The organism is Streptomyces sp. RK9 (genome assembly GCF_045070545.1).
Taxonomy (GTDB): Bacteria; Actinomycetota; Actinomycetes; order Streptomycetales; family Streptomycetaceae; genus Streptomyces; species Streptomyces alboflavus.
Map to the genome: position 1 here is coordinate 1809236 of NZ_CP173703.1, position 15757 is coordinate 1824992.

Annotated in this window: 10 protein-coding genes; 5 read left to right on the forward strand and 5 right to left on the reverse strand. The window is 72.7% G+C overall.

The window, feature by feature from the left end; genetic code table 11:
* Window positions 1–43: 43 nt before the first annotated feature.
* Window positions 44–1489 carry an MFS transporter gene (locus AB6L24_RS07040; protein WP_405653319.1) on the reverse strand — a complete coding sequence of 482 codons (1446 nt, stop codon included), beginning with the start codon at window positions 1487–1489 and terminating at the stop codon, window positions 44–46.
* 101 nt (window positions 1490–1590) lie between these two features.
* On the opposite strand from AB6L24_RS07040, the gene AB6L24_RS07045 reads away from it, so the two are divergent.
* Complete coding sequence (locus tag AB6L24_RS07045; RefSeq protein WP_405653321.1) at window positions 1591–2481, forward strand: helix-turn-helix transcriptional regulator; 891 nt, start codon at window positions 1591–1593, stop codon at window positions 2479–2481.
* A 50-nt stretch (window positions 2482–2531) separates the two neighbouring features.
* Window positions 2532–3740 carry a tRNA dihydrouridine synthase DusB gene (gene dusB, locus AB6L24_RS07050; protein ID WP_405653323.1) on the forward strand — a complete coding sequence of 403 codons (1209 nt, stop codon included), beginning with the start codon at window positions 2532–2534 and terminating at the stop codon, window positions 3738–3740.
* Window positions 3741–3785: 45 nt separating this feature from the next.
* Here dusB and AB6L24_RS07055 read toward each other — a convergent pair whose 3' ends face one another.
* Entirely contained in the window at window positions 3786–5807 is a 2022-nt protein-coding gene (locus tag AB6L24_RS07055) for a glycogen debranching N-terminal domain-containing protein (protein ID WP_405653325.1), read from the reverse strand.
* A complete protein-coding gene (locus AB6L24_RS07060) occupies window positions 5800–7437 on the reverse strand; it encodes an MGH1-like glycoside hydrolase domain-containing protein (protein ID WP_405653327.1) in 1638 nt (545 codons plus the stop codon). Before AB6L24_RS07060 ends, AB6L24_RS07055 begins: the two co-directional genes overlap by 8 nt.
* A 172-nt stretch (window positions 7438–7609) precedes the next feature.
* Here AB6L24_RS07060 and AB6L24_RS07065 point away from each other — a divergent pair, with 172 nt between their 5' ends.
* From AB6L24_RS07065 to AB6L24_RS07075, 3 genes are all read left to right on the forward strand, one after another.
* A complete protein-coding gene (locus AB6L24_RS07065; protein ID WP_405653329.1) occupies window positions 7610–8869 on the forward strand; it encodes an ROK family protein in 1260 nt (419 codons plus the stop codon).
* Between the two features lie 430 nt (window positions 8870–9299).
* Complete coding sequence (gene ppdK, locus AB6L24_RS07070; protein WP_405653331.1) at window positions 9300–12050, forward strand: pyruvate, phosphate dikinase; 2751 nt, start codon at window positions 9300–9302, stop codon at window positions 12048–12050.
* Window positions 12051–12328: 278 nt separating this feature from the next.
* Window positions 12329–13924: an alpha/beta hydrolase gene (locus AB6L24_RS07075; RefSeq protein WP_405657067.1), complete on the forward strand. Its 1596-nt coding sequence runs from the start codon at window positions 12329–12331 to the stop codon at window positions 13922–13924.
* A gap of 39 nt (window positions 13925–13963) precedes the next feature.
* On the opposite strand, the gene AB6L24_RS07080 is transcribed toward AB6L24_RS07075, so the two are convergent.
* A complete protein-coding gene (locus AB6L24_RS07080; RefSeq protein WP_405657068.1) occupies window positions 13964–14800 on the reverse strand; it encodes a carbohydrate ABC transporter permease in 837 nt (278 codons plus the stop codon).
* 36 nt (window positions 14801–14836) lie between these two features.
* A complete protein-coding gene (locus tag AB6L24_RS07085; RefSeq protein ID WP_405657069.1) occupies window positions 14837–15751 on the reverse strand; it encodes a carbohydrate ABC transporter permease in 915 nt (304 codons plus the stop codon).
* Window positions 15752–15757: the final 6 nt, after the last annotated feature.

The window sequence follows — 15757 nt, forward strand, 5'->3', positions numbered from 1 at the left end:
GGTGGCGCGCCCCGCCTCGGCCGGGCCGCGGGGCGCCCCCGCGTCAGCCGAGGTCGCGCGGCAGCCGCAGGCTCAGCGCGGCGAGCCCGAGCAGCCCCGCGAGCTGGACGGCGAGGACCGTCGCGAAGGCCTCGCGCAGGCCCACCCCGGAGTGCAGCGCCAGGAACAGCGACCCGAGCGTCGCCACCCCCACGGCCAGGCACGACTGCTGCGCCGTCGCCGCGAGCCCGCTGCCCGCGCCCGCCCGCGCCGCGGGTACGGCCGACAGCAGGATCCGGAAGTACAGCGGCAGCTGGATGCCCTGGCCGAAGCCGCACAGGGCCAGGCCCGGGGCGAGGGCGAGCGGCGTGAGCGCGGACCACGGCGCCCACAGGACGGTCAGGGCGAGGACGGTGACGCCCGTGCCGTGGACCAGCGCGCACAGGGTCAGGGCGCGGCTGCCGAGCCGGTTCACCAGGCGGGGCGCGAGCAGCGACGCCGTGAACTGGGCGACGCCCATGGGGATCAGGGTCAGGCCCGCCTTGAGGGCGCCGTACCCGAGGCCCTCCTGGAGGGTCACCGCGCTCACGAACATCCAGCCGCTGAACCCGATGAAGATCGGCAGGCCGATCAGCAGGCCCCGGCGGACGCCCGGCTCGCGCATCAGCGACGGCGGCAGGAGCGGGCTGCCCCCGCTGTCCTCCGCGCGGCGCTCCACGACCGCGAACGCCCACATCAGGAAGGGTGCCGCGACCAGGGTGACGACCGACCACAGCGGCCAGCCCGCGGCCCGGCCCTCGGTGAGCGGCAGCAGGAACGCGGTCAGGGCCGAGGCGAGCAGGACCGTGCCGCCGAGGTCCCCGCGCGCCGGGCGCTCCGCGCGACTGTCCGGCACCGAGCGCACCGCGAGCACCAGGGCGAGCGCCGCCACCGGCACGTTGATCAGGAACACCATGCGCCAGCCGGTGCCCCACAGGTCGGCCGCCACCAGGACACCGCCGAGTATCTGCCCGAGCACCATCGAGACCCCGCCGACGGAGCCGTACAGCGACACCGCACGCGCCCTGCGCTCCCCGCTCGTCGTCGCGTGGATCGTGGCGAGGACCTGCGGCAGCATCAGCGCCGACGCCGCGCCCTGCGCCACCCGCGCCGCCACCAGCCACCAGGCGGTCGGCGCGAGCCCGCACGCCAGCGAGGTGATGCCGAAGGCGACGGCACCCCACAGGAAGAGCCCGCGCCGCCCGTAGGTGTCGCCGAGCCGCCCGCCGAGGACGAGGAGGACGGCGTACGCGACGGCGTAGCCCGCGACGACCATCTCCAGCGTGGCGGCGGGGGCGCGCAGGTCGGACTCGATGTCGGGCAGCGCGACGTTGACGACGAAGAAGTCGATCATCGGCAGGGCGGCGCCGAGCAGGACGGTGACGAGGCCGAGGGGGGTGAGGGCGGGGGCGTTCGGGGAGAGGGGAGCGGTAGCTGTACGGGGCTGGGTGCCGTCGGTCGTGGGAGTCACGGATACGACGATGGGCGGGCGCCCAGGGGGGTACCAGAGTCTCTTCATCCTGGTACCAGGCGCACCTGGAAACGGGGTGAAGGGTGCGGCAGCCTGGGGGAGTGACCGTAACCGCAGAGCCCGTCGCCCTGGCAGCATCCGCGGGAGCCCCGGCCTCCGCCCCCGACATCCGCCGCCAGGAGCTGGCCGCCTTCCTGCGCAGCCGCCGCGAGCGCATCTCGCCGGAGCAGGTGGGCCTGGTGCGCGGGGCCCGGCGCCGCACGCCCGGGCTGCGCCGCGAGGAGGTCGCGCACCTCTCCGCGGTCGGCGTCACCTGGTACACGTGGCTGGAGCAGGGCCGGGCCATCCGGGTCTCCGCGCAGGTCCTGGACGCCATCGCCCGAGCGCTGCTCATGGACCCGACCGAGCGCGGCCACCTCTTCGTCCTCGCGGGCGTCGTCGACGAGCGCTCCGACTACGACTGCCCGCTCCTCTCGCCGACCGCGCTGCGCCTGATGAACACCATCGCGCCCTACCCGGCGACCCTGCAGAACGCCCGCTACGACGTCCTCGCCCACAACCGCCCCTTCGCGCAGGTCTTCGGCGAGCTGACGGAGCTGCCGCCGCGCGAGCGCAACTGCCTGTGGCTGCTCACCACCAGCAGGCGCTGGCGGGAGACGTTCCTCGACCGGGACGAGATGCTGCGGGACCTCATCGCCAAGTTCCGGGTCGGCATGGCCGAGCACGTGGCCGAGCCCGCGTGGAAGGAGCGGCTCGACGGGCTGCTCGCGGAGTCGGCGGAGTTCCGCGCGCTGTGGGAGCGGCACGAGGTCGCGACCATGTCGCCGCACGTCAAGCGGTACCGGCACCCCGAGGTGGGGCTGCTCAGCCTGGAGCACCGCAACCTGTGGATGGCGGCGAAGCCGCAGGCGCCCCGGCTCGTCGCGTACGTGCCCGCCGACGAGGAGACGGAGCGGGCGCTCGGACGGCTGGCGGAGCTGCCCCGCCAGTGAGGGACAATGGAGGCTTGCCCCCTTCTCGTACGTTCCCGGAGAGCCGCCCGATGTCCCAGCCGCTGACGACGTCACCGACGCCGACGCCTCTCGCCATCGGCCCGCACACCGTGCGGCCGCCCGTCGTGCTCGCGCCGATGGCCGGGATCACGAACGCGCCGTTCCGCACGCTGTGCCGGGAGTTCGCCGAAGGCGTCGGCTGGGGGTCCGGGGGTCGTCCCCCGGAGAGTGCTGCCAGCGGGGGCAAGGGCCTCTTCGTCAGCGAGATGATCACCACCCGCGCCCTGGTCGAGCGCAACGAGAAGACCATGCAGCTGATCCACTTCGACGCGAGCGAGACGCCGCGCTCGATCCAGCTGTACGGGGTCGACCCCGCGACCGTCGGCAAGGCCGTCCGCATGATCGCGGAGGAGGACCTGGCCGACCACATCGACCTGAACTTCGGCTGCCCGGTGCCGAAGGTGACCCGCAAGGGCGGCGGCTCGGCGCTGCCGTACAAGCGGCCGCTGCTGCGGGCCATCCTCAAGGAGGCCGTCAGCGGCGCCGGGGACCTGCCCGTCACCATGAAGATGCGCAAGGGCATCGACGACGACCACATCACGTTCCTCGACGCGGGGCGGATCGCCGTCGAGGAGGGCGTCACGGCGATCGCCCTGCACGGGCGGACGGCCGCGCAGCACTACGGCGGTACCGCCGACTGGGACGCCATCGCCCGGCTCAAGGAGCACGTCCCGGAGATTCCCGTGCTCGGGAACGGGGACATCTGGTCGGCGGACGACGCGGTGCGGATGATGCGGGAGACCGGGTGCGACGGGGTGGTCGTGGGGCGTGGGTGCCTTGGCCGGCCGTGGCTCTTCGGGGACCTGGTGGCCGCGTTCGAGGGCACGGGCGCGCCTGCGGCTCCCTCCCTGCGGGAGGTCTCCGCCGTCATGCTGCGGCATGCCGCGCTCCTCGGGGAGTGGATCGGGGACGAGGCGCGGGGTGTCATCGACTTCCGCAAGCATGTCGCCTGGTACCTGAAGGGGTTCGCGGTCGGCTCCGAGATGCGCAAGCGCCTCGCGATCACGTCCTCGCTGGCCGAGCTCGAGGACGGCCTCGGCGAGCTGGACCTCGACCAGCCGTGGCCCGTCGGCGCCGACGGCCCCCGGGGCCGCACGTCCGGCAACAACCGCGTGGTCCTGCCGGACGGCTGGCTGAAGGACCCCTACGACTGCGCGGGCATCTCCCCGGACGCAGAACTGGACACCTCCGGCGGCTGACCCCCGGCCTGCCCACGCCAGGCTCGCTGCTGCCGCTACGTCGGGCTACACCCCGCCCACCGCCGTGAGCAGCGCCAGCGGGGCCGCCGCCGAGCGGGATTCGCGGACGCAGGCGTGGGGGTACGGGACCGGCGCCGGGTACGCCGTGCGTTCGTAGCCGGCGAGGACTTCCGGGAGGCGGCCGGAGGCCGTGGTGGCGGCGTCGACGAGGGCGCGGGCGACGGCGCGGGCCTCGTCGTGGAGGCCGTAGCGGGCGAGGCCGAGGGTGATGAGGGCGTTGTCGTGGGGCCAGACGGACCCCCGGTGGTAGGAGAGCGGGTGGTAGGCGCCCTGCCCGGCGGCGAGCGTGCGGACGCCCCAGCCGGAGAAGAAGTCCGGTTCGAGCAGCCGCCGCCCGACCGCCTCCCCGTACTCCTTGTCGAGAAGCCCCGACCACAGCAGATGCCCCGCGTCGGAGGCGAGCGCGTCGACCTGCCCCCCGTCCCCGTCCAACGCCAGCGCGGGGAAGGACCGCGAGGGCATCCAGAAGTCCCGCTGGAACCGGTCACGGAGATCGGCGGCGGCCTGCGCGAGCAGGTCCGCGTACACCGCGTCGTCCCACACGGCCCGCGCCAGCCACGCCGTGCGCCGCAGCGCGTCGTAGGCGTACCCCTGCGCCCCCGCGGCCATGACGGGCCCGAGCGTCCGGTTCCCGTCGGCGTCGCAGATCGCGCCGGGGGAGTCCTTCCAGTTCTGGTTGGCGAGCCCGCCCTCGTCCGCGCGGTACACCAGGTACCCGCGGCCGGTGAGCCCGCCGTGGTCGAGCATCCAGCCGACGGCGGCCCGCGCGTGCGGCTCCAGACGCCGGGCGAGCGCGGTGTCCCCGGTCTGCTCGGTGTACGCGCCGAGGAGCACGAGGAACAGCGGCGTCGCGTCGACGGAGCCGTAGTACCGCCGGAAGGGCACCTGACCGAAGTGCGCCAGCTCCCCGTGCCGCACCTCGTGCACGATCTTGCCGGGCTGGGCGACGCGCCCCTCGGTGTGCTCGCCGGCCTGGGTGGCGGCGAGCGCGGGCAGCGTCGCGGCGGCGAGACGCGGCAGGTAGGGGAGCGCGAAGAGGGAGGTCAGGAGCGCGTCCCGGCCGAGCAGGGTGAGGAACCAGGGCACTCCGGCGGCGGGCACGCTCAGCTCCTCGCCGTCGGGCCCGCGCGCGGGCACCTGGAGCGAGGCGAGGTCGGCGAGACCGCGCGTACAGGCCGCGGCCAGCTCGGGCCAGCTCCCGGGGAGCGTCACGGAGGACGTCAACTCCCGCTGGGCCTCGGTCAGTTGGCGCAGTGCGGCGCGGGGCGAGCGGGGTGGCGCGGGCAGCGGCGGCCCGCCGTGCGGCCCGGCCACGACGGTCAGCGCCATCTCGGCCGACCCGTGCGCGGCCAGCTCCAGGCTCCACACCATGCGCCGCGCACCGGTGCCGGTCTCCTCGACGGCGTCGGGGGCGGGCTCGGAGGTGACGGTGGTACGGGACAGCCAGTCGCCCCGGCGGTACCCGAACTCGACGCCGAGAACGGGGGGTTGGGCGGCGGCAGGCCGATCGGCCCCCGCCGGTCCTTCGTCCGGCGCCGTCAGGACCCGCCGCGACCGCACGGCCCCCGTCTTCGCGTACGTACGGTGGTCCGAGCGCAGCTCGAACTGGTCGGTGAAGTCCGCGTCGACGGTCAGCCCGAGCAGCAGCGTCGTCGGCACCGGCCGGTTGCTGGTGATCCGCAGGGCCTCCACCAACGAGCCGTCCACGACGGCCTGTTCGCGAAAGAGGGTGTACGCGGGCGGCTCCTGGCGTCCGCCGCGCGGCACGAGCACACAGCGCGCCACATCGGCGTCGGCGTCGTCGGCCCGGCCGTACGAGGTGGCGGGCGTGAGCACTTCCGGCACGGCGCCGTCCACCGTCAGCTGCCAGCGGCTCAGATGGCGGGCGTCGCGCACGAACAGCCCGTCGGGGGCGGTGCCGCCGGGCACGCCCCGGATGTCGCCGCCCGCGCCGACGGCGGCGAACGTCGCGCCCCGCACAAGCAGTCGATGCTCCCGGTCAGTCATTCCGAGCCCCTTCGTCCGAACCAGGCCCCGCTGTCGTATCCCTGCTCACGGTCTTGCTCCAGCTCTTGGTCACGCCCGCGCTCCCGCCCGCGCTCCCGCCCGCGCTCACATCCCTGCCCATGTCCCTGCCCACGTCCAGGTCGCCCTCCGCGGCCACGCCCAGGTCGAGGGCGAGCGCCGCGCTCCAGCTGAAGCCGCGGGCGCCGCAGCCGTCTCCGGTGTACGGATCCACGTACTCGGCGAAGTCCGACGCCACCGCGGTGTCGAGGAGGGCGGCGCGCAGCGCGTCCGCGTGCTCCCGCGCGCCGTGCAGCCGCAGCCCGCGCTCCAGGAGCCAGTTGGTGTTGAACCAGGCGGGCCCGCGCCAGTAGCGCCGCGGGTCGAACGCGGGGCTGAGCAGATCGTGGCTCGGCACCAGGCGGACCCGCCCGCCGAGTTCGAAGTGCGGCCCGCGGGCCGTACGCACCAGGTCGTCGACGACGCCCCGGGGCAGCCCCGGCACGACGAGGGGGATCAGTCCGGTGACCCCGCGCTCGTCCACGAGAGCGCCGCCACCGCCCGCGCTCCCCGCACCGCCCCGCTCAGGGCCCCCGGCCAGCAGATCCCGGCACCGGAAGATCCCGCCCTCCCCGTCCCACAGCCGCTCCACCAGCACCCGCGTCAGCCGCTCCGCGCGGTCGTGGCGGGCCGTCGCGGGCGCGCCCAACTCGCGGGTGATGCGGGCGAGTGCGTGCTCGGAGGCGATGAGGAGGGCGTTGAACGCGGGGTCCTCGACGGCGAATCCGAACCCACCGGTCCCGTACCCACCGGTCCCGTACCCCCCGTCCCGGTACTCCGCGGCCAGCCGCACATACCGCCCGTAGTCGAGGTCCGTCGGCCGGTCCTGGGGCGAGCCGTGGTCGAGGTCGGCGCGGCGGTAGCTGTGCGGGCGCGCGGGTGGGACGCGGCTCAGGGGGCCGTCCCAGCAGGGGCTGTTGTCCATGCCCTGCTCCCAGGGGTGGACGACCGCCGCGAGGCCCGCGCCGCCGAGGTCGCGGTGGCGCAGCAGATGGCGGTGCCAGGCGGCGAGGCGCGGGTGCAGGCGGGGCAGGAAGGAGCGGGCCCGGGAGAGGCCGGGGTCGGCCAGGTGCACCAGCCAGGCGGCCAGCGCGTGCACCGGGGGCTGCACGATGCCAGAGGTCTGCACGGCCTGCGGCGCGCCCGCCGCGCGCCCGGCGGTGGTGGAGCGCCAGAAGTCGGGGCTCGGGAAGTACGCGTCGAGGGGGACGGCGGGGTTGAACACGATGTGCGGCACGCGGCCGTCGGCCCACTGCGCGGCCAGGAGCGTCTCCAGTTCCAACTGGGCGCGCAGCGGCGAGAGATGACGTGACCCGATGGCGATGAACGCGGAGTCCCAGGACCACTGGTGGGGATACAGCGCGCGGGAGGGGACGGTGGAGGCACCGGTCCAGTTGGCGCGCAGGACCCGGACGGCGCGCTCGCGGAGCGCGGCGGGGGTGGCCGGTGGGGCGCCTGGGACCCGAGGGGGGTGCGGTGGGGGCGCCGGGCCTGCGCCGCGCCGCGCCGAGGGCCCGGCGGTGGTGGCGGCAGGGGGCCGGATCGCGGCCCTCGTCGTGGTCGTACGGTCCACGCGGCACTCCCGGGGGCTGGGGGACCGCGCACCGGAGCCGCGTCCGACAGCCTGTCAGTTCGGATCCATCCACCATAGAGTTACGTCTGCGCAACACGCAAAACTCAATATGTAACGCCGAGTTGACGAGCGCAAGAGGCTGTCCGGCCGGGCGCGCGGGCAGGGAGTGGGCATGACGAACGGGACACCGGCACGTCCGGCCGCCGCCCAGGCGAGCGCGGGCGACCTGCTGCACCTGGTCCGCAGCGGCCGCGCGACCACGCGGGGCGCGCTGCAGCGGGTCACGGGCCTGTCCAGGGCCACCGTCGGCCAGCGCCTGGACCGGCTGTTCCGCGCGGGCTGGCTGCGCGAGGGCGAGGGCACCCCGGTCAGCTCGCCGCTCGGCGGCCGCCCCTCGGTGCGCCTGGAGTTCGACGACGCGCACGCCGTGGTCCTCGCCGCCGACCTGGAGACCCGGCACGCCCGCACGGCCCTGCTCACCCTCACCGGCGAGGTCGTCGCCGAGCGCGGCGGCGCGCTGCGCGTGGAGGAAGGGCCGGAGCGGGTCCTGGACCGGCTCGGCGCGGTCTTCGGCGAGCTGCTGCGCGAGAGCGGCAGGGACGCGGCCGCGGTGTGCGGCATCGGCCTGGCCGTGCCGGGGCCGGTCGACTCCGCCACCGGCCGGGTGGTGCAGCCGCCGATCATGCCGGGCTGGGACGGCTACGACATAAGAGGCAGACTCCGCCGCGCCTTCACGGAGCACGCCGGGCACGCCGGGCCCTTCGCGCACGCGGGCGCCGCCCCGGTCCCGGTCCTCGTCGACAACGACGCGAACCTCATGGCGTACGCGGAGCAGCGCGCCCACTACCCGGACTGCTCGGCGTTCGCGCTGGTCAAGGTCTCCACCGGGATCGGCGCGGGCGTCGTCGTGGACGGCTCGCTGTACCGGGGCATCGACGGCGGCGCGGGCGACATCGGGCACATCCGGGTGCCCGGGGTGCCGGGGAGCGCCGCCGCGCTCTGCAAGTGCGGCTCGTACGGCTGTCTGGCCGCCGTGGCCAGCGGGCGTGCGGTGGCGGCCCGGCTCGCGGCGGCGGGGGTGCCTGCCGCGTCCGGCTCGGACGTGCGGGAGCTGCTCGCCGCGGGGCACCCGGAGGCGGTGGGGCTCGCGCGGGAGGCCGGACGGCAGGTCGGCGAGGTCCTCGCCACCGTCGTGACGCTCCTCAACCCCGGCGTTCTCATGATCGCCGGAGATCTGGCCGGAACCCCCTTCCTCACCGGCGTCCGCGAGCTGCTCTACCAGCGGGCCCTGCCGCGCTCCACGGCCCACCTGGAGATCGTCACCTCGCGGCTCGGCGGCCGCGCGGGGCTCGTCGGGGCGGGCGCGCTGGTGGTGGAGCACCTGTACGCGCCGGAGCGGGTGGAGGAGCGGCTCGCGGCGCTCGGGGTGTGAGGCGGTCCGCAGGGGCGGTCGGCGGGTGGGTGGTGAGGTGCCCGGATGCCGAGATCGGGCCCGGATCCGGCCGCTTCAAACGGCGTGATTCTCGCCACCCTTGATGGGGCTTGCGCTCAGATGAGCGGATAAGAGGTGGCTGCACTTCTCCAAAGGGTGGCACTCAGTGCCATCGCTCGATCATTTATGACCTGAACTCACATCTGAGTTAGGCCCGCTCATCTGAGCAAAATGGCGGACCTTCGGGCGATGCGCGTTCAACTCTTGAACTCAATTGCGCCACCTGCGCTACTCCCGAGTCACTTTCGATCTAGCGGCGGACGGGTGGTTACGCCCGGGCGACCCACAAGTGGACGTACCCAGACGCCTTCGATCTGGGTATGTTCCTCGCCGTCAGGGCAGCCACCGCGTCCTCGAGGAGTCGAGACCCGTGTCGGAAAACAAAGATCCCCACGTACCTCAGGGAACTCAGGGCGTGAAGTTCGTCTACGACTTCACCGAGGGCAACAAGGAGCTCAAGGACCTCCTCGGCGGCAAGGGTGCGAACCTCGCCGAGATGACCAACCTGGGCCTTCCCGTGCCGCCCGGCTTCACGATCACCACCGAGGCCTGCAAGGTCTACCTCGACAGTGGCGACGAGCCCGCGGCACTGCGTGACGAGGTGAGTGCGCACCTCTCCGCCCTCGAAGCGGCGATGGGCAAGAAGCTCGGCCAGGCCGACGACCCGCTCCTCGTCTCCGTCCGCTCCGGCGCCAAGTTCTCCATGCCCGGCATGATGGACACCGTCCTGAACATCGGGCTCTCCGACAAGTCCGTGCAGGGCCTCGCCAAGCAGTCCGGCGACGACCGCTTCGCGTGGGACTCCTACCGCCGCCTCATCCAGATGTTCGGCAAGACCGTGCTCGGCGTCGACGGCGAACTCTTCGAGGACGCCCTGGACAAGGCCAAGCAGGCCAAGAAGGTCACGGTCGACACCGACCTGGACGCGGCCGAGCTGAAGAAGCTCGTCACCAAGTTCAAGAAGATCGTCAAGTCCGAGGCGGGCCGCGACTTCCCGCAGGACGCGCGCGAGCAGATGGACCTCGCCATCCACGCGGTCTTCGACTCCTGGAACACCGACCGCGCCAAGCTCTACCGCCGCCAGGAGCGCATCCCCGGCGACCTCGGCACGGCCGTCAACGTCTGCTCGATGGTCTTCGGCAACCTCGGCCCCGACTCCGGCACCGGCGTCGCCTTCACCCGCGACCCGGCCTCGGGCCAGCAGGGCGTGTACGGCGACTACCTGCAGAACGCGCAGGGCGAGGACGTCGTCGCGGGCATCCGCAACACGGTTCCGCTCGCCGATCTGGAGCAGATCGACAAGAAGTCGTACGACCAGCTCATGCAGATCATGGAAACGCTCGAGACGCACTACAAGGACCTGTGCGACATCGAGTTCACCATCGAGCGCGGCCAGCTGTGGATGCTCCAGACCCGCGTCGGCAAGCGCACCGCCGGTGCCGCCTTCCGCATCGCGACCCAGCTCGTCGACCAGGGCCTGATCGACGAGGCCGAGGCGCTGCAGCGCGTCAACGGCGCGCAGCTGGCGCAGTTGATGTTCCCGCGCTTCGACGACGAGTACGCCAACGGCGGGAAGGGGGCCGAGCAGCTGGGCCGTGGCATCGCCGCGTCGCCGGGTGCCGCCGTCGGCAAGGCCGTCTTCGACTCGTACACCGCCATCAAGTGGTCGCGGTCCGGCGAGAAGGTCATCCTGATCCGCCGCGAGACCAACCCCGACGACCTCGACGGCATGATCGCCGCCGAGGGCATCCTGACCTCGCGCGGCGGCAAGACGTCCCACGCGGCCGTCGTGGCGCGCGGCATGGGCAAGACCTGTGTCTGCGGCGCCGAGGACCTGGAGGTCGACACCAAGCGCCGCCGCCTGACCGTGAACGGCCACGTGGTCGAGGAGGGCGACGTCGTCTCCATCGACGGCTCGACGGGCAAGGTCTACCTGGGCGAGGTGCCCGTGGTCCCGTCCCCGGTCGTGGAGTACTTCGAGGGCCGCATGCACGCGGGCGCCGACGACGCGGACGAGCTGGTCAAGGCCGTGCACCGGATCATGGCGTACGCGGACCGGGTCCGCCGCCTGCGGGTGCGCGCCAACGCGGACAACGCCGAGGACGCGCTGCGCGCCCGGCGCTTCGGCGCCCAGGGCATCGGCCTGTGCCGCACCGAGCACATGTTCCTCGGCGAGCGCCGCGAGATGGTCGAGCACCTGATCCTCGCGGACACCGACGAGGAGCGCGAGAACGCCCTGAAGGAGCTGCTTCCGCTCCAGAAGCGGGACTTCATCGAGCTGTTCGAGGCCATGGACGGCCTGCCGGTGACGGTGCGTCTCCTCGACCCGCCGCTGCACGAGTTCCTGCCCGACATCACGGAACTCTCGGTCCGCGTCGCCCTCGCCGAGTCCCGCAAGGACCACAACGAGAACGACCTGCGCCTGCTCCAGGCCGTGCACCGCCTGCACGAGCAGAACCCGATGCTGGGCCTGCGCGGCGTACGCCTCGGCCTTGTCATCCCCGGCCTGTTCACCATGCAGGTCCGCGCGATCGCCGAAGCCGCCGCCGAGCGCAAGAACGCCAAGGGCGACCCGCGCGCGGAGATCATGATCCCGCTCGTCGGCACCGTCCAGGAGCTGGAGATCGTCCGCGAGGAGGCCGAGCAGGTCATCGCCGACGTCGAGCGGACCACCGGCGTGGCTCTGAAGCTGGCGCTCGGCACGATGATCGAGCTGCCGCGCGCCGCCCTCACCGCCGGACAGATCGCGGAGGCCGCCGAGTTCTTCTCCTTCGGCACGAACGACCTCACGCAGACGGTGTGGGGCTTCTCCCGCGACGACGTCGAGGCGTCCTTCTTCACCGCCTACCTCGAGAAGGGCATCTTCGGCGTCTCCCCGTTCGAGACGATCGACAAGGACGGCGTCGGCAAGCTCGTCCGCGACGCCGCCGCGGCCGGCCGCGCGACCCGCCCCGACCTCAAGCTCGGCGTCTGCGGCGAACACGGCGGCGACCCGGAGTCCGTCCACTTCTTCCACGAGGTCGGCCTGGACTACGTCTCCTGCTCCCCGTTCCGCATCCCCGTCGCGCGCCTCGAAGCGGGCCGCGCGGCCTCCACCTCGGCGGGCAGCGACCACCGCTGACCGCGGCGGGCCACCGGCCCGCACAGACCCCGGGACCGCCGCCGTGTCCCCGACCAAGACCGATGCGGCGGCGGTTCCGGATTCACCTGGGGCGGCACCTTGTGCGGAGGTGCCGCCCCTTCCTCCGTCCCGGTCAGGGCCGGCTGCCCCGGTTCAGAGCACAGGGCGATCCGGTGGAGGCGTACACGGCCTCTTCTGCGTCCAACTGGTCGGTACCCAAAACCGATCAGAAGGAGCGTCACGTGCAACATCCCGCATATCGGCGGCGCCTCGTGCCGGTGCTCGCGCTGGGAGTGGTGGCCGGGCTCGCGCCGGGGCTCGTCGCCGGGTCGGCGTCGGCGGCCCCGGGGGACCGGGAGGCCGCGTCGGACACGGCGGCCACCGCGACCTCCGCGTCCCTCAAGGGCGCAAGAGCCGCCGCCGCAGTCGACGCCGAGCGCCTCGCCCCGTACACCCGGCAGAAGCTCACCTGGAAGCGGTGCGCCGCCGACCAGCCCGCCACGTACCAGTGCGCCACGCTGAAGGTGCCGCTCGACTACACCAAGCCCGAGGGGAAGCGGATCGACGTCGCGATATCCCGGGTCAGGACCAGCGTGCCGGGCAAGCGGCGCGGGGTGCTGACGTTCAACCCGGGTGGGCCCGGCGACGCGGGGCTCGACCTGTCGCTGATGTTCGCCGAGGGACTGCCGAAGAACGTGCGCGAGCAGTACGACATGGTCGGGTTCGACCCGCGCGGGGTCGGGGAGAGCACGCCCGTCGCATGCGGCCTCACCGACGCCGAGCAGGCCTACCCGCGCCCCACCCGCAGCGCCGCCGAGGCCGCCGCGAACAACAAGTGGGCGAAGACCGTGGCGGACAAGTGCCGCGACAAGTACGGGAAGCTGCTGCCCCACATCAGCACCCGCAACACCGCCCGCGACATGGACGTCATGCGCGCCGCCCTCGGCGAGAAGAAGCTGTCGTACTTCGGCGTCTCCTACGGCACCGCGCTCGGCGCCGTCTACATGCAGCTGTTCCCGCAGCGCGCCGACCGCTTCGTCCTGGACAGCGCCGTCGATCCGGGGCGGATGTGGCGCGGCATGTTCCAGGTCTGGGCGCCGGAGGCCGAGCGGGCCTTCAAGCGGTGGACCAAGTGGACGGCCGCCCGCGACGCCACGTACCACCTCGGTGACTCCCCGGCGAAGGTCGCCCGGACCTTCCGCAAGCTGGTGGCGCGGGCCGACGTCGACCCCATCGTCATCGACGGCCAGAAGCTCGACGGTTCCCAGGTGCGGGACATCACGCGCGCCGAGTTCTTCAGCGTCCGCAGCGGAGCCAGGACCGTGGTGGAGCTGAAGAAGGCGGCCGAGGGCCGGCAGGCGCGCGAACTGCCCGGCGCGCAGGAGCAGTCGATGGACAACATGACCTCCAGCCAGTTCGCCGTGGTGTGCTCCGACGCCTCCTGGCCGCGCGACCCGGAGACGTACCGCCGCGACGCGATCCGCGACGCCGCCCGCTACCCGCTGTACGGCGACTTCGCCTCCACGATCACCCCCTGCGCCTACTGGGACAAGGGCGCCGAGCCCGCCACCAAGGTCGACAACAAGGTGAAGTCGCTGGTCGTGCAGAACGAGTGGGACTCGCAGACCCCGCTGGTCACCGGCAAGGCCATGCACCGCGCCCTGAAGGGCTCCCGCATGGTGACCGTCTCCGGCGGCGAGGGCCACGGCGTCGTCTTCGGCGACTCCCGCAACGCCTGCGCGGAGAAGGCCACCATGGGCTACCTGGTCACCGGCAAGCTCCCGGCGAAGGACCTCACCTGCAAGGCGACCCCCGGCGGCCAGCGGCGCGCCGGGTCCGCCGAGACCGCGCCCTCACCCTTCGGCCTGCGCTAGTCCGAAGCGCCCGTGCGCGGAACGCCCCGCGCACGGGCGTCAGTCCTCGATCCCCGACCGCTCCACCCCCGCCACGATCCACCGCTGGAAGAACAGGAACACCACGAGCAGCGGCACGATCGACACGGCCGCCGCGATGAACAGCTCGTGCAGGCGGATGACCTGAGAGGTGGTGAAGGAGGCCAGGGCCACCTGGACGGTCCACGCGTCCCGGTCCTGGCCGATCACCAGGGGCCACAGGAAGGAGTTCCAGGCGCCGATGAACACGATGGCCCCGACGGCCGCGAAGACCGGGCGGGAGTTGGGGACGACGACGAGCCAGTACGTACGCCAGTAGCCGAGGCCGTCCACCCGTGCGGCGTCCTCCAGTTCGCGGGGGAAGCCGAGGAAGTACTGGCGGAAGATGAAGCACGCGAACGCGGAGAAGAGGGTCGGGACGATCAGGCCGCGCAGGGTGGAGATCCAGCCGAGGGAGGAGACCAGGACGAAGCTGGGGACGAAGGTGACGGCGGCCGGGACCATCATCGTGGCGAGGACGAAGTAGAAGACGCGGTCGGCGTGGCGGTAGGGGATGCGGGCCAGGCCGTAGCCCGCGAGGGAGGCGAGGAGCAGGGTCCCCGCGGTCGTGAGGACCGCGATCAGGGCCGAGTTGTACAGGGAGCGGGCCATCGGGACGGTCGAGTCCTCGAACAGCTCCCGGATGTTCGACCAGTGCAGGGTGGACGGGAAGAACGTCCAGTCGGGGGACGTGATGTCCTGCTCGGACGCGAGCCCGTTGCGTACGAGCAGGTAGAAGGGGATCAGGAAGAGGAGCGCCAGGGCGATCAGGAGGACCACCCGCAGGGCGCGGCCCACCCGCACCCACGCGTCGTACAGCGGCGATCCGCCTCGTTTCGTTGTTCCCGCCATGCGTCAGTCCTCCTTCCTGCCGAGGCCGAACCAGCGCGCCTGACCGATCGTCACCACGGCGATGATCAGGGCGAGCAGCACGGCGCCCGCGCTGCCGAGGCCGAGGTTCTGGCCCTGTCCGAGGGCCGTGTAGTAGAGGTAGACGAGGGGTGGGCGGGCGTACGGGGGATAGCCGCGGGCGTCCGAGAGCAGGTTGTAGAACTCGTCGAAGGCCTGGAAGGCGTTGATGACGAGGAGCAGGGTCACCGCCACGGACGTCGTGCGCAGCTGGGGGAGCGTGATGTGGCGCAGGACCTGCCAGCCGGGGCGGGCGCCGTCGACGGCCGCCGCCTCGTAGAGCGTCGGCGAGATGCGTTGCAGGCCCGCCAGGAACAGGATCATGTAGAAGCCCGCCTGCAGCCAGAGCCGTACGGTGACGACGACCAGCCAGTACCAGGGCGGATCCGTCGTCGACAGCCACGCCGTCTGATCCGCGCCGAACCAGCCGAGCACGGTGTTCGCCAGGCCGAACCGCACTCCGTTGAAGATCGACATCTTCCAGATCAGGGCCGCCACGACATAGCTGCACGCCGCCGGGAGGAAGAACACCGACCGCAGGAACGCCTGCGCGCGCCGCATCCGGTTCACCATCAGCGCGAGCGAGAGCGAAAGGGCGAACGTCGTCGGCACGATGAAGGCCGTGAAGACCACGAACGTCCACAGGCTGTCGGTGAACGCGTCGTTCTTCAGCATCGACGTGTAGTTGTCGAAGCCGACGAAGTCGCTCGGCGAGACGGTGTTGTGGGCGTCGAAGAAGCTGAGGTAGACGCTCCAGCCCAGTGGTACGTACGTGAAGACGATCAGGCCGAGCGCGAAGGGGCCGACGAACACCCAGAACCAGAGGTTGCGGTTCTGCGGTCCCGCCAGGCGCCGCCACAGCCGCTC